Annotated in this window: 24 protein-coding genes; 17 read left to right on the top strand and 7 right to left on the bottom strand. The window is 68.1% G+C overall.

Features of this window, described 5'->3' with window-relative positions; all coding sequences use genetic code 11:
* Positions 1–47: 47 nt before the first annotated feature.
* Positions 48–746 (bottom strand): MarC family protein, encoded by a 699-nt coding sequence (locus DXK21_RS07765; protein WP_114817210.1) that lies wholly within the window; start codon positions 744–746, stop codon positions 48–50.
* 99 nt (positions 747–845) lie between these two features.
* On the opposite strand from DXK21_RS07765, the gene pyrF reads away from it, so the two are divergent.
* Complete coding sequence (gene pyrF / locus DXK21_RS07760; protein WP_114817209.1) at positions 846–1,580, top strand: orotidine-5'-phosphate decarboxylase; 735 nt, start codon at positions 846–848, stop codon at positions 1,578–1,580.
* A 317-nt stretch (positions 1,581–1,897) separates the two neighbouring features.
* Here the strand turns inward: pyrF and DXK21_RS07755 are convergent, their stop codons facing one another.
* Both DXK21_RS07755 and DXK21_RS16900 read right to left on the bottom strand, forming a co-directional pair.
* On the bottom strand, positions 1,898–2,659 hold the full coding sequence (locus tag DXK21_RS07755; RefSeq protein ID WP_114817208.1) for a hypothetical protein: 762 nt from the start codon (positions 2,657–2,659) through the stop codon (positions 1,898–1,900).
* A 96-nt stretch (positions 2,660–2,755) separates the two neighbouring features.
* Positions 2,756–3,004 carry a DUF1674 domain-containing protein gene (locus tag DXK21_RS16900; RefSeq protein WP_245945141.1) on the bottom strand — a complete coding sequence of 83 codons (249 nt, stop codon included), beginning with the start codon at positions 3,002–3,004 and terminating at the stop codon, positions 2,756–2,758.
* Between the two features lie 85 nt (positions 3,005–3,089).
* Between DXK21_RS16900 and htpX the strand changes: the two genes are divergently transcribed.
* From htpX to pnp, 14 genes are all read left to right on the top strand, one after another.
* Complete coding sequence (gene htpX, locus DXK21_RS07745; RefSeq protein ID WP_114817207.1) at positions 3,090–4,064, top strand: zinc metalloprotease HtpX; 975 nt, start codon at positions 3,090–3,092, stop codon at positions 4,062–4,064.
* Positions 4,065–4,117: 53 nt separating this feature from the next.
* The gene (trmB, locus tag DXK21_RS07740) at positions 4,118–4,861 is read left to right on the top strand and encodes a tRNA (guanosine(46)-N7)-methyltransferase TrmB (protein ID WP_114817206.1); all 744 of its coding nucleotides are present in this window, start codon (positions 4,118–4,120) and stop codon (positions 4,859–4,861) included.
* Between the two features lie 34 nt (positions 4,862–4,895).
* On the top strand, positions 4,896–5,399 hold the full coding sequence (locus DXK21_RS07735) for a DUF1993 domain-containing protein (protein ID WP_114817205.1): 504 nt from the start codon (positions 4,896–4,898) through the stop codon (positions 5,397–5,399).
* Between the two features lie 109 nt (positions 5,400–5,508).
* Complete coding sequence (locus tag DXK21_RS07730; RefSeq protein ID WP_114817204.1) at positions 5,509–7,458, top strand: methyl-accepting chemotaxis protein; 1,950 nt, start codon at positions 5,509–5,511, stop codon at positions 7,456–7,458.
* Positions 7,459–7,632: 174 nt separating this feature from the next.
* A complete protein-coding gene (rimP, locus tag DXK21_RS07725; protein WP_114817203.1) occupies positions 7,633–8,241 on the top strand; it encodes a ribosome maturation factor RimP in 609 nt (202 codons plus the stop codon).
* Positions 8,241–9,968, top strand: coding sequence for a transcription termination factor NusA (gene nusA, locus DXK21_RS07720; RefSeq protein ID WP_114817202.1), 1,728 nt, complete (start codon positions 8,241–8,243; stop codon positions 9,966–9,968). The genes rimP and nusA overlap by 1 nt, the downstream gene beginning before the upstream one ends.
* Positions 9,969–9,986: 18 nt before the next feature.
* The gene (locus tag DXK21_RS07715; protein ID WP_114817201.1) at positions 9,987–10,691 is read left to right on the top strand and encodes an RNA-binding protein; all 705 of its coding nucleotides are present in this window, start codon (positions 9,987–9,989) and stop codon (positions 10,689–10,691) included.
* 79 nt (positions 10,692–10,770) lie between these two features.
* Complete coding sequence (infB, locus tag DXK21_RS07710; RefSeq protein WP_114817200.1) at positions 10,771–13,806, top strand: translation initiation factor IF-2; 3,036 nt, start codon at positions 10,771–10,773, stop codon at positions 13,804–13,806.
* 149 nt (positions 13,807–13,955) lie between these two features.
* Positions 13,956–14,480: a hypothetical protein gene (locus tag DXK21_RS07705; protein WP_114817199.1), complete on the top strand. Its 525-nt coding sequence runs from the start codon at positions 13,956–13,958 to the stop codon at positions 14,478–14,480.
* Between the two features lie 7 nt (positions 14,481–14,487).
* Positions 14,488–15,228, top strand: a complete 741-nt coding sequence (locus DXK21_RS07700; protein ID WP_245945140.1) for a DUF2459 domain-containing protein — start codon at positions 14,488–14,490, stop codon at positions 15,226–15,228.
* Positions 15,229–15,290: 62 nt separating this feature from the next.
* Positions 15,291–15,749: a 30S ribosome-binding factor RbfA gene (gene rbfA / locus DXK21_RS07695; RefSeq protein WP_114817198.1), complete on the top strand. Its 459-nt coding sequence runs from the start codon at positions 15,291–15,293 to the stop codon at positions 15,747–15,749.
* The gene (truB, locus tag DXK21_RS07690; protein ID WP_114817197.1) at positions 15,749–16,681 is read left to right on the top strand and encodes a tRNA pseudouridine(55) synthase TruB; all 933 of its coding nucleotides are present in this window, start codon (positions 15,749–15,751) and stop codon (positions 16,679–16,681) included. Before rbfA ends, truB begins: the two co-directional genes overlap by 1 nt.
* Positions 16,682–16,728: 47 nt before the next feature.
* On the top strand, positions 16,729–16,998 hold the full coding sequence (gene rpsO, locus DXK21_RS07685; protein ID WP_114817196.1) for a 30S ribosomal protein S15: 270 nt from the start codon (positions 16,729–16,731) through the stop codon (positions 16,996–16,998).
* Positions 16,999–17,297: 299 nt separating this feature from the next.
* Positions 17,298–19,532 carry a polyribonucleotide nucleotidyltransferase gene (gene pnp, locus DXK21_RS07680; RefSeq protein WP_114817195.1) on the top strand — a complete coding sequence of 745 codons (2,235 nt, stop codon included), beginning with the start codon at positions 17,298–17,300 and terminating at the stop codon, positions 19,530–19,532.
* Positions 19,533–19,799: 267 nt separating this feature from the next.
* On the opposite strand, the gene DXK21_RS07675 is transcribed toward pnp, so the two are convergent.
* Positions 19,800–20,240 (bottom strand): hypothetical protein, encoded by a 441-nt coding sequence (locus DXK21_RS07675; RefSeq protein ID WP_114817194.1) that lies wholly within the window; start codon positions 20,238–20,240, stop codon positions 19,800–19,802.
* Positions 20,241–20,324: 84 nt separating this feature from the next.
* Positions 20,325–21,041: a ribonuclease PH gene (rph, locus tag DXK21_RS07670; RefSeq protein ID WP_114817193.1), complete on the bottom strand. Its 717-nt coding sequence runs from the start codon at positions 21,039–21,041 to the stop codon at positions 20,325–20,327.
* Between the two features lie 50 nt (positions 21,042–21,091).
* Between rph and hrcA the strand changes: the two genes are divergently transcribed.
* On the top strand, positions 21,092–22,180 hold the full coding sequence (gene hrcA / locus DXK21_RS07665) for a heat-inducible transcriptional repressor HrcA (RefSeq protein ID WP_376856798.1): 1,089 nt from the start codon (positions 21,092–21,094) through the stop codon (positions 22,178–22,180).
* The gene (gene grpE / locus DXK21_RS07660; protein ID WP_114817191.1) at positions 22,177–22,821 is read left to right on the top strand and encodes a nucleotide exchange factor GrpE; all 645 of its coding nucleotides are present in this window, start codon (positions 22,177–22,179) and stop codon (positions 22,819–22,821) included. The genes hrcA and grpE overlap by 4 nt, the downstream gene beginning before the upstream one ends.
* A gap of 212 nt (positions 22,822–23,033) precedes the next feature.
* On the opposite strand, the gene DXK21_RS07655 is transcribed toward grpE, so the two are convergent.
* Both DXK21_RS07655 and DXK21_RS07650 read right to left on the bottom strand, forming a co-directional pair.
* Positions 23,034–23,939 carry a dienelactone hydrolase family protein gene (locus DXK21_RS07655; RefSeq protein WP_114817190.1) on the bottom strand — a complete coding sequence of 302 codons (906 nt, stop codon included), beginning with the start codon at positions 23,937–23,939 and terminating at the stop codon, positions 23,034–23,036.
* A gap of 73 nt (positions 23,940–24,012) precedes the next feature.
* Positions 24,013–24,630, bottom strand: a complete 618-nt coding sequence (locus DXK21_RS07650) for an alpha-ketoglutarate-dependent dioxygenase AlkB family protein (protein WP_114817189.1) — start codon at positions 24,628–24,630, stop codon at positions 24,013–24,015.
* Positions 24,631–24,759 lie beyond the last annotated feature (129 nt).

Genomic DNA, 24,759 nt, shown 5'->3' with positions numbered 1-24,759 from the left:
GGCGGTCTCGGATAAGCGCTCTGCGCTTTCCGGGATGACGGTTGAGTTCAGTGACCGCCGGCGGGGTAAGGCGCTGTCACCCCGAGGCTGAACATGCCGGGGATGGCTTCGCCCAGACCGGCGATGATGAACTGGATGGCCAGGGCGCACAGGATCAGGCCCAGGACACGCACCACGATGGCCATGCCGACGTCGCCGAGGATGCGACTGATCGGGCCGGTGGCGGCGAAGCAGAAGAAGGTGACGACGCAGGCGGCGACCATGGCCACCAGCGACGAGGCCGTGCCGGCCGCCCCCAGCTTCTGGGCCTCGCCGGCGTTGATAATGATGGCCGAGATGGCGCCAGGGCCGATCATCAGCGGGATGGCGAAGGGCACGATCAGGCGCTTGAAGCGGCGCTTGGCGTAGCCGCGCACGTCCTTGGCGTCGGTCACGGCGTCGGCGTCGGCGAAGATCTTGAGGAAGTCCTCGCGCGCCATGTCGAGGCCGAGCAGCAGCAGCAGAATGCCGCCGGCGATGCGGAAGGCGGCCAGCGAAATGCCGAAGAACTGCAGCAGGCCCAGGCCGGTGAAGAAGAAGAAGCCCAGGAAGACGGCTGCGAAACCGCAGATCATGGCCGAGACGGTGATGCGCTGACGCAGGGAGGCCCCGGCGGTGGCGGCGGCGAAGATCGGCACATTGCCGATGGGGTCCAGCAGCGCGAACAGCGCCACGAACAGGTTGACCCCCAGATCGACCGCGTTCATTGCTTCGTCCCGCCCTTAAAACCCGCCGCGCGATCCCGCGACGCTTCGCCTCACCTATCGGGGCATCCGCGCGCGCCTGCAACCCGCCGAGAGCCGGAAATGTCCGAAGCCCATCCCATTGACCTGGCCAATCGCCCGTTTGATCCGCGCGTCATCTGCGCCCTGGACGTCCCGACGACCGACGAGGCGCGGGCCCTGGTCGAGCGCATCGGCGACGCGGTCGGCTTCTACAAGGTGGGGCTGCAACTGTTCGCCTCGGACGGCATGGGTCTGGCGCGGGAGCTGAAGGCGGCGGGCCATCAGGTGTTTCTGGACTGGAAGCTGCACGACATCGGCGCGACGGTGGAGAAGGCGACGGCGGTGCTGGCGGGCGCGGGCTGCGACCTGCTGACCGTCCATGCCCGGCCTCAGGTCATGGCGGCGGCGGCGCGCGGGGCGGCGGGGTCTGACCTGAAGATTCTGGGCGTCACCGTCCTGACCAGCCTGACCGAGGACGACCTGAAGGCGGATGATCACAGTCTGTCGGCGGCGGACCTGGTCGAGCTGCGGGTGCGTCAGGCGCTGGACGCGGGCGTCCACGGCGTCGTCTCCAGCCCGCACGAGGCGGCGCGGGTGCGCGAGATCGCTCTGGCTGCGGGACGCGAGGACTTCCTGATCGTCACGCCGGGCGTGCGGCCCACGGGCGCGGCTCTGGACGATCAGGCGCGGGCGGCGACCCCGGCCAGCGCCCTGGAAGCCGGCGCGACCCATCTGGTCATCGGGCGTCCGATCACGGCGGCGAGCGATCCGCGCGCATCAGCGCAAGCGATCTCGGCAGAGATCGCGCTCGTGTAAAGGCCGATCTCGGCAGAGATGGCGCTCGTCTGAGCGGCCTCAACCTCTTGATCCACGTGAAACAAAAAGCTGAACTGACGCTACCTGTCGGCGGGGTCTCCTATCCCTCCGTCATCCTCGCCCTTGCGGCGAGGATCCAGAACCTCGACGGGTGCCTTGGTTTGAGTGGATCGCTCAAACTGGCTTTGGCTTCGTATCTGGATCCTCGCCACAAGGGCGAGGATGACGCCATGCATCAGGTCGTGGGGTCGCCAACACGGCAAGTAAAGACAACCAACAATAGGGCGGCCTCTGCGAAGGGGCCGCCCCTTGTCGTCTCAGCCGCGCTCGCCGGGCTCTTGCATATAGGGCCGCTCGGTCGGGGAGCGGTGCGGCGGAGGCGGGGGCGTGTCGGGCATGGCGTAGTAGCCGCGCTCGAAGTTGACCTGGGGCGGCGCCGTCTCGACGCGCGGGGGTTCGACATAGACCTGAGGGGGGGCCACGTTCACCTGGGGCGGCGCGACGCGAACCTCTGCGGGCTGAACATAAACCGGCGGGGAGGCCACATAGATGGGCGGCTGCGAGACATAGACCGGGGGCTGGCTCACATAGACCGGCGCGGGCTGATAATAGGCGGGCTGGGGCGCGGGGGCGTAGCCGCCCTGATAATAGCCCTGCTGGTGGTGGCCGTGCTGATACTGGCCCTGGCCGTATGCGTAGCCGCGCGCCCAGGGGTAGCGGCCATAGCCGTCGACGACATAGCCGAAGGGCATGGAGCGGGTGACGCCGTAGCTGTAGCCGCCGTGCTGGATCGGCTGCTGCGGCGCGACGACGACGACGGGCGGGCGCTGACCGGCGCCGCCATAGCCGTAGCCATAGCCATAGGCCTCGACCGGGCCGTAGCCGCCCTGCCAGCCGGTGTCGCTGTAGTAGGTCTGGACCCGGCTCTCGACCATGGGGCCGCGCGGACCCCCGTGATGGGCATAGGCCTGCTGGGCGTAGCCGGAGGCGGCGTTGTGGCGGACATGGCGCGTCTGCGCCTCGGCGGTTCCGGCGACGAACAGGGTCGCGCCGACAGCGATAGACAGAACAGCCTTCATGGCCACGCTCCTTGTTTCAGCCGCAAAGGTTAATGCGGTTTCGGCGGAAGCGTTCAATATTCTCCCGTCACGCGAACGGACGGGACCAGAGCCGGCTCAGAAGTCGACGGCCAGACCCTTCTTCTCCCAGTCACCGTAGCGGGTGGGCTCGGGACCGCGCGGACCGCCGTGTTCCGTGTCGAGAACCGGCTCTTCGCTCGCCTTGCGACGTTCGGCCGCTTCCAGAAGGGCGCGGCGCGCGACCGCGTTCAGAGGCCGCTCGGGCGTCGCGTGGGGCACGTCAGCGTTGAACGCAGGCGTCTCATCGACGTGGTCGGCGGCGGGGGAGGTGGGCTGTTCGGTCACAGGGGGACTGCCTTGAGGGCGGGGATACAGGGCCTCACATAGACGTTCAGGACTTCTTCGCCACCCCTGACGACGCCCGGACCCGATGAACCACCTCAAGACCTTCGCCCTGCTGGCCGTGATGACCGCCCTGTTCATGGGGATCGGCTATCTGATCGGCAAAGGCCCCGGCATGGTCATCGCCCTGGCCGTGGCGGCGGGGATGAACCTGTTCAGCTACTGGAACGCCGACAAGATCGTGCTGAAGATGTACCGGGCCCAGGTGGTGGACGAGACCCACCCCAACGCCGTGGTCCGGGCCTATGTCGCCGATGTGAAGCAGATGGCGACCGATGCGGGCCTGCCCCTGCCGACCATCACCATCATCCCCAACGACCAGCCCAACGCCTTCGCCACCGGCCGCAATCCTCAGAACGCCGCCGTGGCCGCCACCAGCGGCCTGCTGGACATGCTGACGCGCGAAGAGGTGCGCGGCGTGATGGCGCACGAACTGGCCCATGTTAAGAACCGCGACACCCTGACCATGACGGTGACGGCGACGGTGGCCGGCGCCATCGCCATGCTGGCCAACTTCGCCTTCTTCTTCGGCGGCGGCGACGACCGCGAACGGCCGGGCGGCATGATCGGAACCATCGCCCTGATGCTGCTGGCGCCCATGGCGGCGGGCCTGGTGCAGATGGCCATCAGCCGGTCGCGCGAATACGAGGCCGACCGCGTCGGGGCCGAGATCGCCAATGATCCCCACGCCCTGGCCTCGGCCCTGCAGAAGATCGAGGCCTATGCCCGCGGGGCGGTGAACGCGCCCGCCGAGCGCAATCCGGCCACGGCCCATATGTTCATCATCAATCCGCTGAACGGCAAGGGCGCCGACAGCCTGTTCTCGACCCATCCGGCGACCGGCAACCGCGTCCGCGCCCTGATGGATCTGGGGACCAAGATGGGCATGAGCCGACGCCCGGCGCCGGCGTCCGTCGCGTCCGCTCAGCGTGTGGGCGCGCCTCGCACCAGCGTGCCGACCACGCCTTCGACGCCGAGCGCATCGCGCGGTCCCTGGGGCTGATCTCCGGCGGATCGCCTTTGCGTGCGCGGCCTTAAGGGGTTAGAGCGCGCGCCATGACCGACAAGTCCGACCCCGCCGATCTGCCCGCCTTCGACAGCGACCGCCCCGAGTGGGCCCAAGCCCACGGCCCGCTGCGCTCATTCGGGCGCATCAAGTCGCGGCCGATCAAGGCGCGTCAGGCGGCCCTGTTCGACACCCTGATGCCGCAGATCGCCGTGCCGGACCCGACCAAGGGGCCGATCGACCCTGCGGCACTGATGCCGGAAGCGAAACAAGTCTGGCTGGAGATCGGCTTCGGCGGCGGCGAGCATCTGGCCGAACAGGCCGGTCGCAACCCCGAGGCCCTGATGATCGGCTGCGAGCCTTTTCTGAACGGCGTGGCCTCGGCCCTGCGCCATGTGGAGGAGGGCGGTCTGAAGAACGTCCGCCTGCACGCCGACGACGCCCGCGCCGTGATGACGGCCCTGCCGGACGCCTCGCTGGACCGGGTGATGATCCTGTTCCCTGATCCCTGGCACAAGGTGCGGCACAACAAGCGCCGCTTCCTTCAGGATGAAACGGCGGTCGAGATCGCCCGCCTCCTGAAGCCTGGCGGTCGGGTGCGCTTCGTCACCGACTGGCTGGACTATGCCGAATGGGCGCTGGAGCGGCTGGAACGCACGCCGGGCCTCACGCGGATCATGGCCGAGGGCGAGGACTGGTTCGCGGTTTCCGCCGACCACGTCGTCACCCGCTACGAGGAAAAGAAGCTGGGCGACACTGCGCCGATCTTCCTTGAGTTCGAGCGCCGAGCCTAGCCATATGTTGCGGATCTGATCCGAGGAGCCGAGCATGACTTTCAGCCTCTATGACGCTTCCGCGCCCATGTTCGTGCGCGGCCTCAACGTCCTGGTCGGGCTGATCGACAAGGCCGCCGCCTCGGGACTGGACGAGGAGGGCCTGATGCAGGGGCGTCTGGCGCCCGACATGCTGCCCTTCGTGTCGCAGGTGCGGATCGCCACCGACCTGGCCAAGGGCGCCGTGGCCCGGCTGGCCGAGGTGGAGCCCATGGTTCTGGCCGACGATGAGACGACCCTGGCCCAACTGAGGGCGCGGATCATGCGGACCATCGCCTATGTCGAGAGCGTGGGGCCGGAACAGTTCGCGGGCGCCGAGACGCGTGCGGTGCAGCTGAAATTTCCGGGCATGGAGCTGAATTTCGAAGGCGCCGGCTATCTGACCAGCTTCGCCCTGCCGAACTTCTACTTCCACGTGACGACGGTCTACGCCCTGCTGCGCCACGCCGGGGTGGCGCTGGGCAAGCGCGACTACATGGGGCAGCTGGCCCTGGCCTAAGACCTTCGTCGTAAGGATAGTTACGCAGGGAATACCACGCAGGTCCCGCTTCGCCTGACGTTTACCCGTATCGCCGATCTTCCTTCGGACTCATTGGGGGATTTGCGTGATGTTGCGGGCGTTGACCATTGGCGGGCGGGTAAACCTGCTGACGTGCCTGGCCGTGGCCGGCCTTTTGATCTTGCTGGGGCTGTCGCTGCTGAAGCTGGATGGGGTGATGCGGTCCGAAATCGGCGATCGCACCAAGAAGACCGTCGAGGTCGCCTATAGCGTCGTCGCCCACTATCAGGCGCAGGAGCAGTTGGGCGTCATGACGCAGCCACAGGCCCAGGCGGCGGCCCTGTCGACCCTGCGCGCCCTGCGTTACGGCAAGGACGACTATTTCTGGGTCAACGACATGCACCCGCGCATGATCATGCACCCGTTCAGCCCGCAACTGGAAGGTCAGGATCTGACCGGCAAGACAGACGCCGACGGAATTTTCATGTTCCGCGAGATGACCGAGATCGCGCGTCGCGACGGTGAAGGCTTTCTCAACTACAGTTGGGCCAAGCTTGGCCAGGAGGAACCGGCAGGCAAGATCTCCTACGTCAAGGCTTTCAAGCCCTGGGGCTGGGTCATTGGCTCGGGCGTCTATACCGATCAGATCGCGGCCGCGGTCGGGCGGATGGCCCTGACCCTGGGCGGGATGGCTCTGTTGGTGGCGCTGGCCACCGGTGCGGCCGGCTGGGCCCTGGGGCGGTCGGTATCGCGACCGGTCGTGGCTCTGGCTGGACGCATGAAGGCCCTGGCCGAAGGCGACAAGACGTCGGTTATTCCCGGCCTGACGCGCGGCGACGAAATCGGTCGGATGGCCTTGGCGCTGGACGTGTTTCGAGAAGCCTCGATCGCCAATGAGCGTCTGGAAGTCGAAGCCGCCGCCGCGCGTCAGGCCGCTGACGAAGAACGCGCTCGCGCAGAGGCCGAAAAGGCCCGCATCGCCGAGGAAGACCACGTCGCCGTCACCGCCCTGGGCCAGGGTCTGCAGGCCATGGCCAGCGGCGACCTGACTCACCGTATGACCGCCCAGGTCGCGGCCCGTTCGGAACAGTTGAAGACCGACTTCAACACCGCCATCGCCCAACTGGAACAGGCCGTGGCCGTGGTGGTCGACAATGTCGCCGCCATCCGTTCGGGCGCCGGGGAGATCAGCCAGGCCTCCGACGACCTGTCGCGCCGCACTGAGCAGCAGGCGGCTTCGCTGGAAGAAACCGCCGCCGCCCTGGATCAGATCACCGCCACGGTGAACAAGACCGCCGACGGCGCCCGTCAGGCCTCCAGCGTGGTGCAGTCCGCGCGCGGCGACGCCGAGACCAGCGGCAAGGTCGTGCACGACGCCGTCCAGGCCATGACCGCCATCGAACGGTCCTCGACCGAGATCGGCAACATCATCGGCGTCATCGACGAGATCGCCTTCCAGACCAATCTGCTGGCGCTGAACGCCGGCGTCGAAGCCGCGCGTGCCGGCGACGCCGGTCGCGGCTTCGCCGTGGTCGCGTCTGAAGTGCGGGCCCTGGCCCAGCGCTCGGCGGAAGCGGCGAAAGAGATCAAGACCCTGATCTCAGCCTCGGGCCAGCAGGTCGGGCAGGGCGTGGCCCTGGTCGGTCAGACGGGCGAGGCGCTGCAACGCATCGTCAGCCGCGTGGCCGAAATCGACGGCCTGGTCTCGGAAATCTCGGCCTCGGCCCAGGAGCAGGCCACCGGCCTGCAACAGGTCAACACCGCCGTGAACCAGATGGATCAGGTGACGCAGCAGAATGCGGCCATGGTCGAGGAATCGACCGCCGCCAGCCACTCGCTGTCGCAGGAGGCCGACGCCCTGGCCGCCTCGGTCGCCCGGTTCCGCACCGGCCATGCCTCGGCCTCGGCGCCGGTCGCCGCGCGCAAGCCGGCCCCGGCCTCGGTTCAGGTTCGCACGCCGCAGCCGGTGGCCCAGACGGTCGCCGCCCTGCGCCACACTGGCGGCGCCGCGCGCAAGCCGGCCCTGGCGGTGGTCACGGACGGCTGGGAGGAGTTCTGAATCGAGTCTGACGACGGCGGGGGCTGACACGGCCCCCGCTTTCGCCTATATGACCGCTCACATCGTTAGACCGGCGTCCAACGGCGTCGTTTCAAGCGGCGGCCCGGACGGACCGCCGCTTTTGTTTTGGACCCATCCGGCGCCTGCGTGGCGGCCGGATAAAGAGTGAAGCCTTTGCGCGCAAAGACTGCTGAAGACCGCGCCTTGCTGGAGATGATCGACCCCGTGGCTGAAAGCCTGGGGTTGGCTGTCGTTCGCGTGCGCCTGATGGGCGGCACCCTGCGTCGCCGTCTGCAGATCATGGCCGAGCGCGTGGTCGACAACGACATCTCGGTCGAGGAATGCGCCCGCCTGTCGCGCGCGGTGTCGGAAGTGTTCGACGCCGCCGACCCGATCTCGGGCGAATACCTGCTGGAGGTTTCGTCGCCCGGCGTCGACCGGCCGCTGACCCGCCTGCTGGACTTCCAGCTGTTCGAAGGGTTCGAGGCGCGCCTGGAGACCGACCGCATGGTCGAGGGCCGCAAGCGCTTCAAGGGTGTGCTGGCCGGCGTCGAGGGCGACAATGTCGCCATCGATCTGGACGGCGAGGAAGACACCGCCCTGATCCCCTTCGAATGGGTGTCGGACGCCAAGCTGATCCTGACCGACGAGCTGCTGAAGCGGGGCGCGGCCCTGCGCGCGGCGCGCGGCGAACCCGAAGACGACGGCCTGCCGGAAGGCGAAGCCGAAGCCGAAACTGAAGACACGACCAACATCACGACCTCGACCAAGGACAAAGCCTGATGGCCGTCACCGGTATTTCCGCCAACCGTCTCGAACTCCTCTCGATCGCCGACGCTGTCGCGCGTGAGAAGAACATCGACAAAGAAGTCGTCATCGAGGCGATCGAAGAGGCGATCCAGAAGGGCGCCAAGTCGCGCTATGGCGCTCACCACGACATCCGCGCCAAGATCGACCACAAGACCGGTGAGCTGTCGCTGACCCGCCACGTCACCATCGTGCCGGACGACTGGCAGCCGGAAGACGAGCTGGAAGAGTTCAACGACAGCGCCATGGTGCGCCTGACCGACGCCTCCAAGCGCGACCCGGAAGCCGTGGTCGGCAAGGAATACGTCGAGACCCTGCCGCCGTTCGAGTTCGGCCGCGTCCAGACCCAGATGGCTCGCCAGGTCGTGACCGGCAAGGTCCGCGAGGCCGAGCGCGCCAACCAGTACGAAGAGTTCAAGGATCGCGTCGGCGAAATCGTCAACGGCACGGTCAAGCGCGTCGAATACGGCAACACCATCGTCGACCTGGGCCGTGGCGAAGGCATCATGCGCCGCGACCAGTCGATCCCGCGCGAAGTCTTCAACGTCGGCGACCGCGTCCGCACCTACATCTACGACGTCCGTCCCGAGGCCAAGGGCCCGCAGGTCATGCTGAGCCGCGCCCACCCGGGCTTCATGGCCAAGCTGTTCGCCCAGGAAGTGCCGGAAGTCTATGACGGTGTGATCGAGATCCGCGCCGCCGCCCGCGACGCCGGTTCGCGCGCCAAGATGGCCGTCCTGTCGAACGACAGCTCGATCGACCCCGTCGGCGCCTGCGTCGGCATGCGCGGCAGCCGCGTTCAGGCGGTCGTCGCCGAACTGCAGGGCGAGAAGATCGACATCATCCAGTGGAACGACGACGAGCCCACCTTCATCGTCAACGCCCTGGCCCCGGCTGAAGTCGCCAAGGTGGTCATGGACGAAGACGCCGACCGCGTCGAAGTCGTGGTGCCCGACGAGCAGCTGTCGCTGGCCATCGGCCGTCGCGGCCAGAACGTCCGTCTGGCCTCGCAGCTGACCGGCTGGCAGATCGACATCATCACCGAGTCGCAGGACTCTGAGCGTCGTCAGAAGGAGTTCGCCGAGCGGACCGCCCTGTTCCAGGAAGCCCTGGACGTCGACGAGACCATCGCCCAACTGCTGGTCACCGAAGGTTTCGCCACGGTCGAAGATCTGGCCTTCGTTGAAGCCTATGAAGTCGCCGAGATCGAAGGCTTCGACGAGGACACCGCCGAAGAGCTGCAGACCCGCGCCCGTGAGTTCCTGGACCGCAAGGCCGCCGAACTGGACGCCAAGCGCGTGGCCCTGGGCGTCGAGGACGGCGTTCTGGCGGTTCCGGGCGTCACCGGCGCCATCGCCGTCGCCCTGGGCGAAGGCGGCGTGAAGACGGTCGAGGACCTGGCCGACCTGGCCACCGACGAAATCCGCGGCGGCTATGAGGTCAAGAACGGCGAGCGCGTGAAACTGCCGGGCGTTCTGGAAAGCTTCAACCTGTCGCAACAGGACGCCGAGCTGCTGATCCTGCAGGCCCGCGTGGCCGCCGGCTGGATCGACGCCTCGGAACTGCCGCAGGTCGAAGAGCCCGAGTATGAGGAAGAAATCTTCGCCGAAGCCGGTGAAGAGGCCGCCGAATACGAGGCTGAAGCCGTTGATGTCGATGCGGAGGTCTTCGCCGAAGACCTCGAGCCGACCCAAGACGCGTGATGGGAGCCGCAGCTGTCCATGACTTCGAACGAGGCGCTGATCGATAGAGACCGTCAGGACCTGGTGACCCGCCAGGTTCTCGATGAATCTCGCCTGATCCGCTTCGTGCCGGCGCCGGACGGCTCGGTGGCCCCCGATCTCGCACGAAAACTGCCCGGCCGCGGCCTCTGGGTCGCCGCCGACCGCGCCTCGATCGAGACGGCGGTGAAGAAGAACCTGTTCGCCCGCTCGGCCAAGGCGCCGTTGAAACCGGCGGCGGACCTGGCCGATCTGGTCGAGAAGCTGCTGGTTCGGCGCTGTCTCGACCAGCTGGGTCTTGCCCGGCGCGAAGGCGTGCTTATCTCTGGCTTTGAAAAGAGCGCCGCCGCCATTCGTGGCGGGCGAGCGGCTTGGGTCATCGAGGCGGCGGACGGGTCCGCCGACGGTCGAGGCAAGCTTCTGGCCCTGGCGAAACACCCGTCCCCGGCGCCCAAAATCTGCGGCGCTTTCAGCGCGGACGATTTGAGTTTGGCCCTTGGGCTGGAAAATGCGATACACGCCATCCTGCTGAAAGGCGGGCGAGCCGATCGCTGGACCATTGAGGTCGAGCGACTGGCGGGATTTCGGCCTCTGAGTCCAGAGAGCTGGCGCCGGGATGGCCCCGGCGACGGCGCCGAGGACGACCGGGGCGAGACCCCGGAACGAGAGCCTGAGGCTTTTGGCGGACGAGGCCCTGTTTCCTGACCAGGAAGCGGGACCACGCCCGGCTATGGGTGTTTGACGAGACGATGGCGGAATTCTCCGCCCCGAGTAAAGCGACCGGATGAGCGACGAAAACGACAAGACCGAAGACGGCAAGACCCCTGCGAACGCGCCTTCTCAAACGGGGCCGCGCGCTCCGCTGAGCCTGAAGCCGCGCGCCGCGGGATCGGTCTCGACCGGCACCGTGAAGCAGAGCTTCAGCCACGGCCGATCCAAGACCGTGGTCGTCGAGACGAAGCGCCGCGCCGGCGCGGTCCCCGGACATCAGCGTCCGCAGGGCTTCGATGTTTCGCGTCCGCGCGCCGATCAGGGCGGCTCCAACGCACCCCGTTCCAACGCCCCCCGCGGCGGTCCCGCCGGCGGCGCGCTGTCGGTCGAGGAACAGGAGGCGCGTCGCCGCGCCATCGCCCTGGCCACCCAGGCGCAGGCTGAGCGCGCCCGCGCCGCCGACGCCGAGAAGATCGCCCGCGAAGCCGCACAACGCGATCAGGCCGCCGCCGCCGACAAGGCCGCTGCAGCCGCTCGCGCCGAAGCCGCAGCCGCCCAGGCCGCCGCTGACGCCGCCCGCGCCGAAGCCGCCAAGCTGACGGCCGCCGCGCCCTCAGCCGCCCCGGCCAAGCCCGCCGCCCCGAAGGTGGAACTGCCCAAGGTGGAACTGCCCAAGCCGCTCGTGCCGGCGCCGACCCCGGTCGCCGCTGCGCCGACGCCGGCGCCCGCGCCGCGTCCGGCTCCGCCCGTGCGTCCGGTGGTCAACTTCGGCCAGCGCGCGCCCAAGATCCCGACCGGCCGTGCGCCGATCGAGCGTCCCGCCTTCGGCGGCCGCTCGGCCCGCGAACAGGCCATGGGCGAAGGCGACCGTCCCGCGTCCGACCGGCCCCAGGTTTCGGACCGTCCGCAAGGCGCTCGCCCGCAAGGTGATCGTCCGCAGGGCGCCCGTCCGGCCGCCAGCCAGACCGTTCGCTATTCGGCCCTGAACCCGAAACCGGCTCCCGGCGCCGCCCGTCCGGGCGCCGCCCGCGCCGGCCCCGGCGGCCGTCCGACGCCGAACGCCCCGCCGGCGACGCCCGACGTGGCGCGCCCCAGCCGCGCCCCCGGCGTCGGCTTCGGCCGTCCGATCCGTCCCGAGGACGATCGCGACAAGCGTTTCTCGGACGCCGGCAAGGCCGTGTCGCGCACGCGCGGCGAACCCAAGCGCCGTGAAGGCCGCCTGACCATCCAGTCGGTCGCCGGCGACGGCGACACCGCCGAGCGGATGCGCTCGCTGGCCTCGGTCCGCCGGGCGCGCGAACGCGAGAAGGAAAAGCGCAAGGGCGGGTCCACGGACGAGCCGCGTACGGCGCGTGAAGTGGTCATCCCCGACGTCATCACCGTGCAGGAGCTGTCCAACCGGATGGCCGTCCGCGGCGTCGACATCATCAAGTTCCTGATGCGTCAGGGTCTGATGATGAAGATCAACGACGTGATCGACTCCGACACCGCCGAACTGGTGGCCGAAGAGTTCGGCATGACCGTCAAGCGCGTGTCGGAATCCGACGTCGAAACCGGCTTCCTGGCCGAGGCCGACGACGAGGAAGCCACCACGCCGCGTCCGCCGGTCGTGGCCATCATGGGCCACGTCGATCACGGCAAGACCTCGCTGCTCGACGCCCTGCGCACCACGGATGTGGCGGGCGGCGAAGCCGGCGGCATCACCCAGCACATCGGCGCTTATCAGGTGCGTCTGGAAAGCGGCCAGCGCGTCACCTTCCTGGACACCCCGGGCCACGCCGCCTTCTCGGCGATGCGGGCGCGCGGCGCCAATGTCACCGACATCGTGGTCCTGGTCGTGGCCGCCGACGACGGCGTCATGCCCCAGACGATCGAGGCCATCCAGCACGCCAAGGCGGCTGGCGCGCCCCTGATCGTGGCGGTCAACAAGATCGACAAGCCGGACGCGAACTCGCTGAAGGTGGTCAACGAACTGCTGCAGCACGAAGTCATCGCCGAAAGCCTGGGCGGCGACACGCAGATCATCGAGGTGTCGGCCAAGAACCGCACCAACCTCGACGGCCTGCTGGAAGCCATCCTGGTCCAGGCCGAGGTCATGGACCTGCGGGCCAACCCGGACCGTTCGGCCGAAGGCGTGGTCATCGAGGCCAAGCTGGACAAGGGCCGGGGCCCGGTCGCCACCGTCCTGGTCAAGCGCGGCACGCTGAAGCGCGGCGACATCGTCGTGGCCGGCTCCGCCTGGGGCAAGGCGCGCGCCCTGCTGGACGAACGCAATGCTCAACTGACCGAAGCCGGTCCCTCCGTTCCGGTCGAGATTCTCGGCCTGTCGGAAGCGCCGTCGCCGGGCGATGTCTTCGCTGTCGTCGAAAGCGAAGCCCGCGCGCGCGAACTGACCGAATATCGCGAGCGTGCGCGCCGCGAGAAGAATCAGGTTTCGGGTGGTTCGGCCTCGCTGGTCGACATGATGCAGAAGCTGCAGTCCAAGAAGGTCAACGAACTGCCGGTCCTCATCAAGGCCGACGTTCAGGGCTCGGCTGAGGCCATCGTCGGTTCGCTGGACAAGATGGGCAACGACGAGGTCCGTGCGCGCACCATCTATTCGGGCGCCGGCGGCATCACCGAGAGCGACGTCAACCTGGCCAAGTCGGCCGGGGCGCCGATCCTCGGCTTCAACGTTCGTGCGTCGAAGCAGGCGCGTGATCTGGCCGACCGTGAAGGCGTCGAGATCCGCTACTACTCGATCATCTACGACCTGCTGGACGACATTAAGGGCGTGCTCTCGGGCATGCTGGCGCCGCTCCAGCGCGAAACCTTCCTGGGCAACGCCAAGGTGCTGCAGGTCTTCGACATCACCAAGGTCGGCAAGATCGCCGGCTGCCGGGTGTCGGAAGGCGTGGTCCGCAAGGGCGCGCGCGTCCGTATCGTCCGCGACGACGTCGTGGTGCTGGAACTGGGCGTCCTCAACACGCTCAAGCGCTTCAAGGACGAGGTCAACGAAGTGCCCTCGGGCCAGGAGTGCGGCATGCAGTTCCAGGGCTTCCAGGACATCAAGGAAGGCGACTACATCGAGTGCTTTACCGTGGAATCGGTCAAGCGCACCCTCGACTAGGACGTCTGAGCTCGCTCAAGGCTTCAGGGCGCGGTCTCGCAAGGGACCGCGCCCTTTGTCTTTGGGCGAGACCTTATGGAGGCTTCACCTTGGGCCTGGCCGGTTCTAGGGTCGGGCCGTCGCCGGGGGGCGTTCATCAAGGGGTCGCCATGCGCCGCCACATCCTGATCTCGGCTCTCGTCGCCGTCTCCGCCACGGCGGGCACGGCCGCCGCCGACACCCGCTTTCTGGCTTTTGACGCGCGCGACCGCACGACCCAGGCCCTGACGCGCGGCGTGACCCTGGAGGTCGAGCGCGGCCTCTTCGGCGCCGTGGCGGTGCGCAATCTGTTTTCCAGCACCTCGCGTGGGTCGGCCCGCTTCGAGCGCGGCGGCCCTGACGCGGTGCGTCGCGCCCTGCCGGCGGGGGCCAGCGAGAGCGGCGTCTATTCCATCGTTCAGGAAGGCGACGGACGCGGTCTGGCGCGGGCCCTGTGCCCCGGTGCGGACGAGAGCTGGGTGGTGATCGGTCGCGTCAAGGCCGGGCGGCCCATGACCATGCAGGCCGTGGGCCGGTGGAGCGACGGCCAGTATCGCCACTGCGTGCAGTTGAACTACGACTACCGCGGCGAATGGGCGACGCAGCAGGGCGCCGGTCCGGCCAGGGACGCGCCCCTGGCCTACGGCCCGAACTGAGGACGCCGTGGGGGCGCTGGGCCGGTTCCTGATTGCGGCCCTGATCGGTGCAGTCGCGGCGCTGTGGACCCTGACCCGGCCCGGCGATCCCGCCCTCTATCCGGCCGGGCCGAGCGAGGCGGGCGTGACCGTCTATCTGCTCGACAACGGTTTCCACACCGATCTGGCCGTGCCGCGCGCGGCCCTGGTCGAGGGCGGCGGCCCGCTGGCCGAGGCGACGGCGGGGCTGGCGCCCGGCCACTGGGTCCTGATCGGCTGGGGCGACGCGACCTTCTATGTCGATCAGAGCCCGATCTCGGCGCGGCTGGTGGACGGCGTCCGCGCCTTTCTCAAGCCGGGCAACGCCTCGGTCGTCATGCTGGACCCGGTGGCGACCCATCCTGCGCGGCGGTTCCGGGCCGAGGGTCGACAGGCGCTGACCCTGTCGGCGGCGGGGATGGCGGCCTTGCGGAGGCGGGTCCAGGCCTCGCTCGTGACCGACGCAGCGGGGCGGCCTGTGCTGGCGACGGCCCGATCCGGTGACGACGCGCGTTTCTTTGAGAGCCGAGAGACCTTCTGGGTCGGTCATCTGTGCAACCACTGGACGGCGGACCTGTTGTCGGCGGCGGGATTGCCGATCCGGCCCTGGCGAACCCTGACCTCGGGCGAGGTGATGCGCACGGCGGCGCGGGGCCAGACCGTTGCGGGCCAGATCGATGCGGGCAAGGCGGATGCGGCCAAGCTGGACTTGCCGCCCGTCCGCGACTAGACCGCGCCCTTCGCTTTTTCAGCCGGCGTCCGATCCCCGGCGAGCGACAAGGGAGGCGCGCCATGAGCCGCAAACAACATACCCGCAACGCCAGCGGTCCTCAGGGTCCGTCACAGCGCCAGCTGCGCGCCGGCGAACTGATCCGTCACGCCCTGGTCGACGTTCTGCGCGAACACGGCATCCACGACGAGGCCCTGGACGGCGTGTCGATCACCGTGACCGAGGTGCGTCTGTCGCCGGACCTGCGTCACGCCATCTGTTTCGTCGAGCCCCTGGGCGCCGGGGTCAAGACGGCCGAGACGGCGGGGCAGGAGTCGGTGATCATCAAGGCGCTGAACACTCACGCCAAGTTCCTGCGCGGCCAGCTGGGCCGCCTGATCGACATGAAATACACCCCGGACCTGAAGTTCCGCCACGACGAGAGCTTCGAGGCGGCCAGCTATATGGACCGGCTGATGGACGATCCGCGCATCCGCGCTGATCTCGAACGCCCGGAAAGCGACGACGAAGGCCAAGCTTGATGGCGCGCCGCAAGAAGGGCGAGATCGTCAACGGCTGGGTCTGCCTCGACAAGGCCTATGAGATGGGCTCGACCGAGGCGGTGACCAAGGTCCGCCGCCTGTTCGACGCCCAGAAGGCCGGTCACGCCGGGACGCTGGACCCGCTGGCCTCGGGCGTTCTGCCGATTGCGCTGGGCGAGGCGACCAAGACCGTGCCCTTCATGATGGACGCCGAGAAGGTCTATCGCTTCACCATCCACTGGGGCATCTCCACCGACAGCATCGACCGCGAGGGCGAGATCATCGCCCGGTCCGACGTGCGCCCCTCGGTCGAGGCGGTGAAGGCGGCCCTGCCGTCCTTCGCCGGCGAGATCGATCAGGTTCCCCCGCAGTTCTCGGCCATCCGCGTCAACGGCGAGCGCGCCTATGACCTGGCCCGCGACGGCGCCGAGTTCGAACTGGAAGCCCGCAAGGTCATGATCCATGAGGCGGCGGTGACTGACGCTCCGGACGCCGACCACGTCGAAATCACCATGCGCACGGGCAAGGGCGTCTATGTGCGTTCGCTGGCGCGCGACCTGGCTGTGATGCTGGGCGCCGAGGGGCATGTTTCCGCTCTGCGGCGCGAACGGGTGGGGCCGTTCACCGCCGAGAACGCCGTCACTCTGGATTTTCTCGCCGATCTGGCGCATAAGGGCGCCGCCTTGGAAGGCCTGCTGCCCGTTTCGACCGCTCTGGACGACATCCCGGAACTGGCCGTCACGGATCAGGACGCCTTCTCGCTAAGGCAGGGTCGGCCGATCGTTCTGCTCCCCCGTCAGGTTGAAACCTTGAAGAGCCAGCTTAGCGCCGGCTCGCGCACGGTGTCGGCCTTCGCGGGAGAAACCCTGGTCGCGCTCTGCACCATGCGGGCCGGACGGCTAGAACCCGACCGCGTTTTCAATCTCCCCTAGCGTTCGTTTTCGGACGACGCGACAGGGCTCCAACATGGAGACTTTCGATGTCGATTACGGCTCAACGCAAGAGCGAAGTCATTGCTGACAACGCTCGTTCGGCTGCAGACACCGGCTCGGCCGAGGTTCAGGTCGCGATCCTTTCGGAACGCATCGCCAACCTGACCGACCACTTCAAGACCCACAAGAAAGACAACCACTCGCGTCGCGGCCTGCTCAAGATGGTCTCGCAGCGTCGTCGTCTTCTTGACCACCTGATCAAGACCGATCGCGAGCGTTACACCGCTCTGATCGCCAAGCTGGGCCTGCGTCGCTAAGGCGGCCGACCAGCAGCGGAAACGATTTTCGAGGCGCGGGCGGACACGTCCGCGCCTCGTTCCGCACCTAGAGCATTTCCGATGGAGCGGGCTGTCGTCCGCCTCCGGATATGCCAAACAGTGAGCTTCCTGCGCGCCGCAGGTCCTAAATCGGCGCAGACGCGAGGGCCATGAAGGCGGTCCTCACTCCACCCGCCCGGCCGCGAAGCGCCGCCGGGTTCATCGGGAACCGTGGGACGAAAACGCCTGCCGCTCCGCCCCCGCCGGGAATACGCCCGCCGGGATCTGAAAGAAGAAAAATGTTCGATATCAAACGCAAGACGATCGAGTGGGCCGGCCGCCCGCTGACGCTGGAAACCGGCCGCATCGCCCGTCAGGCTGACGGCGCCGTGCTGGCGACCTACGGCGAGACCGTGGTTCTGGCCACCGTCGTCTATGGCCGTCAGCCCAAGCCGGGCCTGGATTTCTTCCCCCTGACCGTCAACTACCAAGAGAAGACGTTCGCCGCCGGCAAGATCCCGGGCGGTTACTTCAAGCGTGAAGGCCGTCCGTCGGAAAAAGAGACCCTGGTCTCGCGCCTGATCGACCGTCCGATCCGCCCCCTGTTCGTCAAGGGCTTCAAGAACGAGACCCAGGTCGTCATCACCGTGCTGCAGCACGACATGGAGAACGACCCGGACATCGTCGGCATGGTCGCCGCCTCGGCCGCCCTGACCATCTCGGGCGTGCCCTTCATGGGCCCGATCGGCGCCGCGCGCGTCGGCCTGATCGACGGCGAGCTGGTGCTGAACCCGGCCATCGACACCCTGGCTGACTCCACGCTGGACCTGGTCGTCGCCGGTACGCAAGACGCCCTGATGATGGTCGAATCCGAAGCCAAGGAGCTGTCGGAAGAGAAGATGCTCGAGGCCCTGATGTTCGCGCACGCGGGCATGCAGCCGGTCATCGACGCCATCATCGAACTGGCCGAACACGCCGCCAAGGAGCCCTTCGACTTCCAGGCCGAAGACCACTCCGACGTCGTCGCCTCGATCAAGAAGCTGGTCGGCGAAGACATCAAGGCCGCCTACGCCCACCCGGGCAAGTATGAGCGCCGTTCGGGCGTCGACGCGGCCAAGAAGACCGCCGCCGCCGCCCTGGTGAAGTCCGACGAGAACCCTGAGGGCGTCGACTCGTCCAAGTTCTCGGCCGCCTTCAAGGAATGCGAAGCCGACGTCCTGCGTCGCGACATCATCGAGAACGCCCACCGCGTCGACGGCCGCGCCCTCGACAAGGTCCGGGCCATCGTTTCGGAAGTCGGCGTCCTGCCGCGCACCCACGGTTCGTCGCTGTTCACGCGCGGCGAAACCCAGGCCCTGGTCGTCGCCACGCTCGGCACCGGCGAGGACGAGCAGTACATCGACAGCCTGTCGGGCACGTACAAGGAATCCTTCCTGCTGCACTACAACTTCCCCCCCTATTCGGTGGGTGAAGCGGGCCGCATGGGTTCGCCCGGCCGTCGCGAAATCGGTCACGGCAAGCTGGCCTGGCGCGCGATCCGTCCGATGCTGCCGACCAAGGAAGACTTCCCCTACACCATCCGTCTGGTCTCCGAGATCACCGAGTCCAACGGCTCGTCCTCGATGGCCACGGTCTGCGGTTCGTCGCTGGCTCTGATGGACGCCGGCGTGCCGCTGATCCGTCCGGTCTCGGGCATCGCCATGGGTCTGATCCTGGAGCCGTCGGGCGAGTTCGCCATCCTGTCCGACATCCTGGGTGACGAAGATCACCTGGGCGACATGGACTTCAAGGTCGCGGGCACCTCGGAAGGCATCACCAGCCTTCAGATGGACATCAAGGTCGCCGGCATCACCAAGGAGATCATGGAACAGGCTCTGACGCAGGCTTCGGCCGGTCGTCTGCACATCCTCGACGAAATGTCGAAGGCCATGGACGCCCCGCGCGCTGAGCTGGGCGAGCACGCTCCGAAGATCGAAACGATCAAGATCCCGGTCGACAAGATCCGTGAAGTGATCGGTTCGGGCGGCAAGGTCATCCGCGAGATCGTCGAGAAGACCGGCGCCAAGATCGACATCGGCGATGACGGCACCATCAAGGTCGCCGCCAACGACCAGGAGAAGATCGACGCCGCCAAGGCCTGGATTCAGTCCATCGCCTCGGAACCCGAGCTGGGCATGATCTACTCCGGCAAGGTCGTGAAGGTTGTCGACTTCGGCGCCTTCGTGAACTTCTTCGGCGCCAAGGACGGCCTGGTCCACGTGTCCCAGATCGCTCTGGAACGCGTCGCCAACCCGGCCGACGTCCTGTCGGAAGGCCAGGAGGTCAAGGTCAAGTTCCTGGGCTTCGACGATCGCGGCAAGACCAAGCTGTCGATGAAGGTCGTCGACCAGGAAACCGGCGAAGACATCACCGACAAGATCAACGCCGAGCGCGCTGAACGCGGTGAAGCCCCGCTGTCCGACGACACCGGCGGCCGTCCCAAGCGTGAAGGCGACCGCAACGGCGGCGACCGCGGCCGTCGCCGTCGCGACTAGGCCTCGCGATTGAAATGAAGAAGGCCCCGCTGGAAACAGCGGGGCCTTTTTTCTTTTTAGGGCGCTATCGCCCGCGACGCGGTCGCGGGCTGCTTGAGCGCTGTTTCTCCCTCCCCTGCATGGGGAGGGTGGCTGACGCGAAGCGGCAGACGGGTGGGGGCGCTTCGGCAGGTCAGGCGCTGCGGATAATCAGCCTGGCCCTCCCCACCCGGTCGCTCCGCGACCACCCTCCCCATCAAGGGGAGGGAGAGGCTGCGGCGTCTTGGATCAAGCGGCGCATTCCTTCGGCTTGGCTTCATCCGGCCCGTACATGGCGCAGGAACGGTCGATCTCGCCCTGGATCATGTCGCAGGGGTTGGCGCTGTTGCAGGGCGGGCGGGTGGCGGGGCTGACCTGGATGCAGCGTTCGACCAGCCGCTTGGACCGGGCCTCGCCGATCTCGGCCAGGCAGGAGCCCGGCTCGCCGACAGGTTCTGCGGGCTTGGAGACGACGGGTTCGGTCTTGGGCTTGGGCGGGGCGACCGGGGCGGGCGCCGGCGTCGGCTCGGCCGTGATCGGCACGGCGTCGATCGGTTCCTGCGACAGCGAGGCGTCAGCGCCCGCGGTCGGCGCCTCGGCGGGCGCAGGCTGCGGCTGGCCGCACCCCGCCAGAGCGAGCGACAGGGCCAGAAGAGAGGCGGCGAGGGCGGGGCGCATCATGGACGGCATGGGGCGGGGATCTCCGTTCGCAGAAGACCCCACCATGCCTTGATCGGCCCTCGCGGCCTAGTCTTCGGTTTTTAGTGGTCCAGCCTACTTGCCGAGCGCCGCGCGTTGCAGGGCGAACAGGTCGGCGCAGCCGATCTCGGCCAGTTGGAACAGGCGGTCGAACTCGGGACGGCTGAAGCCGCGCTTCTCGCCGGTGGCCTGAATCTCGACGATGCCGCCCGCGCCGGTCAGGACGAAGTTGGAATCGGCCTCGGCGGTGGAGTCTTCCTCATAGTCGAGGTCCAGAACCGGCAGGTCGTTGAAGATGCCGCAGGACACGGCGGCGACCTGGTCGATGATAGGGTCGGTCTTCAGCACGCCCTCGTCCTTGAGGTAGTTCAGCGCCGTCGCCATGGCGACCCAGGCGCCGGTGATCGAGGCGGTGCGGGTGCCGCCGTCGGCCTGGATGACGTCGCAGTCGATCAGGACCTGGCGCTCGCCGAGCGCCTTCAGGTCGACCACGGCGCGCAAGGAGCGGCCGATCAGGCGTTGAATCTCTTGCGTGCGGCCCGACTGCTTGCCGGCGGCGGCTTCACGACGGCCGCGCGTGTGGGTGGCGCGGGGCAGCATGCCGTATTCGGCCGTGACCCAGCCCTGGCCGGTGTTGCGCATCCAGCCCGGCACCTTTTCCTCGATCGAGGCGGTGCACAGGACCTTGGTGTGACCGAACGACACCAGGCACGAGCCCTCGGCGTAGCGGTTGACGCCGGTTTCCAGCGTGACGGTGCGGAGTTGTTCGGGGGTGCGTTCGGACGGGCGCATGGGATTTCCTTGGAACCTGAGTGCGGCGTGCTTATCCTGAAAGCGTGAGCCTGTATGCCCCCCACCCGTCTCCGTTCGGAAGCGCCCCCGCCGGGTTGGGGACGCTGGACGCCCGTGCGCGCGATATCTTCCGCCGCATCGTCGAGACCTATCTGGAAACCGGCGAGCCGGTCGGGTCGCGCACCATCTCGCGCGGGGGGCTGGCCCTGTCGCCCGCGTCGATCCGCAACACCATGCAGGACCTGACCCTGGCGGGCCTTTTGGCCTCGCCGCACACCTCGTCGGGGCGGGTGCCGACCCATGCGGGTTTGCGTCTGTTCGTCGACGGCCTGCTGGAGGTCGGCGACATCGGCCAGGACGAGCGACGCGAGATCGACGCGCGGCTGGCGGGGAAGGGCCGCAACTTCGAGGAGGCGCTGGACGCCGCCACCAACCTGCTGTCCGGCATGGCCGGCGGGGCGGGCATCGTCGCCAGCCCGGTGCGCGACGCGGGCGTCAAGCACGTCGAGTTCGTGGCCCTGGGCCACGATCAGGCCCTGGCCGTTCTGGTGGGCGATGACGGCACGGTCGAGAACCGGCTTATGCCCCTGTCGGCGGGGGTGACGCCCTCGACGCTGAGCGAGGCTTCCAACTTCCTCAACGCCCGGCTCAAGGGTCGCCCCTTGGCCGAGGCGCGCACCGAGATGAGCGCTGAACTGGACGCCGCCCGGTCGGAACTGAACGCCGCCGCCGCCCGTCTGGTCGAGGATGGTCTGGCCGCCTGGTCCGGCGGCGGGGAGCGCGATCGGGCCCTGATCGTGCGGGGCCGCGCCAACCTGTTGCAGGACGCCCAGGCTCTCGAGGATCTGGAGCGGGTCCGCGTCCTGTTCGACGATCTGGAGCAGAAGGAACAGCTGATTGGCCTGCTCGACGGGGTCGGCGCGGCCCAGGGCGTGCGCATCTTCATCGGCGCCGAAACACGCTTGTTTTCGCTTTCGGGTTCCGCCGTGATCGCGGCGCCCTATATGACGGGTCGGCAGCGGATGCTGGGCGCCATTGGCGTCATCGGCCCTGCAAGACTGAACTATGCCCGTGTCATTCCGTTGGTGGACTATACCGCCCGGGTGCTGGGCCGGATTCTGGACGGACAAGAGACGTGAACGACATCAACGACGAGACCCGCGACCAACTCGAGCAGGACATGGGAGAATCCGCCATCGATGCCGCAGCCGAAGGCGCTGACGACGGCGACATGGCCGTGATCGACGCCCTGATCGCCGAGCGCGACCAGTGGAAGGACCGCGCCCTGCGCGCCGTGGCCGACGCCGAGAACATCAAGCGCCGCGCCGAGACCCAGGCCAACGACGCCCGCGCCTACGCCATCCAGCGCTTCGCCAAGGACCTGCTGAGCGTGGCCGACACCCTGGAGCGCGGCCTGTTGTCGGCGCCCAAGGTGCTGGAGGGCGTCGAGGCCGACAGTCCGGTCGCCGCCATGGTGACGGGTCTGGAGTTGACGCAGAAGTCCCTGCTGTCGGCCTTTGAATCCAACGGCCTGACCCGCGTCGCGCCCGAGCCGGGCGAGGCCTTCGACCCCCACCTGCATCAGGCCGTGATGGAGCAGCCCTCGGACAGCGTGCCGGGCGGCACGGTGATCCAGACCCTGCAACCCGGCTACGCCCTGTTCGGCCGCACCGTGCGCGCCGCCATGGTGGCGGTCGCGGCCAAGGGCTCGGGCCCGGCCTCGGGCGGCGCCTATTCGGAAGCCAATACGACCGGCGGGAATTTCGACGCCAAGGCGTGAGTGTCGGCTGATTGAGAACGGGAAAGGCCCGGAGCAGACGCTCCGGGCCTTTTTTATTTGAGACCGCATTCTTTCGCCGTCACCCCGGACGGCCCGAAGGGACGATCCGGGGCCCAGGCGTTCGCCTTCATGACAGGGCCGGTGAAGTGTCGACCGCCTGGGTTCCGGGTTCGCTTCGCGCCCCGGAATGACGGCAGGGGCCTATGGCGGGGTCAGTGCTTCAGTCGCGCCTCGAACAGGGCCAGCAATCTTTCCCAGCCGTCCTTCGCGTCCGCCTCGCGGTAGCTGGCGCGATAGTCGGCGTGGAAGCCGTGCGGGGCGTCGTCGTAGAGGATGATCTGGCTGTCGGTCTTGCCGGCGGCGGCGAGGGCGTCGTTCATCGCCTTGACCGTGTCATTGGGAATGCCGCTGTCCTGGCCGCCATAGAGGCCCAGGACCGGGGCCTTGAGCTCGCCCGCCAGATCGATCGGCCAGGGGCGTCCGGCCGTCTTCTGTTCGTCGGTGGCGTTGGCGGCCGGGGCCAGGCGACCGTACCAGGCGACCCCGGCGTCCAGCGGCGGGAAGCGGGCGCAGGCCTGCCAAACCACCTTGCCGCCCCAGCAGAAGCCGGTGATCCCGACCTTGTCCGACTTGGCCCAGGACTGAAGACCGATCCAGTCCAGCGTGGCGCCCACGTCGCTCATGACCTGTTCGTATCCAGCGGCGGCCACAATGGCCATGACGGCCGACATGTCGCTGAGCGGGGCGGGATCGGCCTGGCGCACGAAGAAGGCCGGGGCGACGGCGGCGTAGCCGGCCTTGGCCAGGCGACGGCAGATGTCGCGGATGTATTCGTGCACGCCGAAGATCTCGGACACGACGATGACGACGGGGAAGGGGCCTTCGCCCTCGGGCCGGGCGACGAAGGCCGGCAGGTCGAAACCGTCGGGCGCGGCATAGGAGACGTTGGCGGTGGTCAGGTCCGCGCTGTCGGTGGTGATCGGGCTGGCCGCCTGGCTCAGCGCGGCGGGGGCGTAGGCGGCGAAGGCGACGCCGCCGAGGGCGGCCACGCCCAGACTGCGGCAGCTGGGAGCGATCTGGTCGGCGCTCAGGCCCTCGGGCCGGGTGATCAGGGTCATCGCGGGTCTCCGGTGCGGCGTCAAAATGAGGCAGGGACTGTGGCCCGGCTTTGACGCCGCCGTCGAGTCCCCTTCAGCGCGCCCGCCGCAGCGTCAGATTGATGCGCCCGCCGCCGGGAATCAGCTGCGACGACCCCGCCAGCAGGCGGTCGATCCCGTGGCGCGCCAGCCTTGCCGGCCCCGTCAGGGCGCAGACGTCGCCGGAGGCCAGCTTCAGGCTCTGCGTCTTCCCGCCCTCGGCGGGGCCGATGCGAAACACCGCTGTATCGCCCAGCGACACCGACAGGACGGGAGCGGTCAGGTCGGTTTCGTCGCGATCCTGATGCAGGCCCATCTTGGCCTCATGACGATAGAGGTTGACCAGACAGGCGTCGGGCGGGACGGGCCAGCCGGTCAGGGCGTCCCACAGGTCGAGCAGGGTCTGCGGCATCGGCGGCCAAGTCTGCTCGGTGATCGGATGGGTCGCCTGATAGCGATAGCCCGCCCGGTCCGAAACCCAGGCCAACGGCCCCATGCCGGTCATCTCGACGGAAAAGGGCCGTCCGCCGGGGGTGATGGGACGATAGAAGGGCGCGGTTTGCGCCGCCGCCAGCACCTCGGTCAGCAGGGCCTGTTGGGCTTCTGCGTCCAGCGCGCCGGGCCACAGGCGAAAGCCGGGCAGGCCGGTCGGGGTTTCGCGAGGTGGAGACATCTTCCCCGTTTAAGCCCCATCCCTCAATGGGAGAAGCGTCTCGTCCATCCTTGCCGTCATTCCGGGGCGCGAAGCGAACCCGGAACCCAGGCGCCCAACATTCCGCCGAGTCGTCCTCGGATCCAGCGA

This window comes from Brevundimonas bullata, assembly GCF_003350205.1.
GTDB lineage: Bacteria > Pseudomonadota > Alphaproteobacteria > Caulobacterales > Caulobacteraceae > Brevundimonas > Brevundimonas bullata.
Note: the sequence above shows the minus strand (reverse complement) of the source record. Positions and strands in the feature narration are given on the sequence as shown.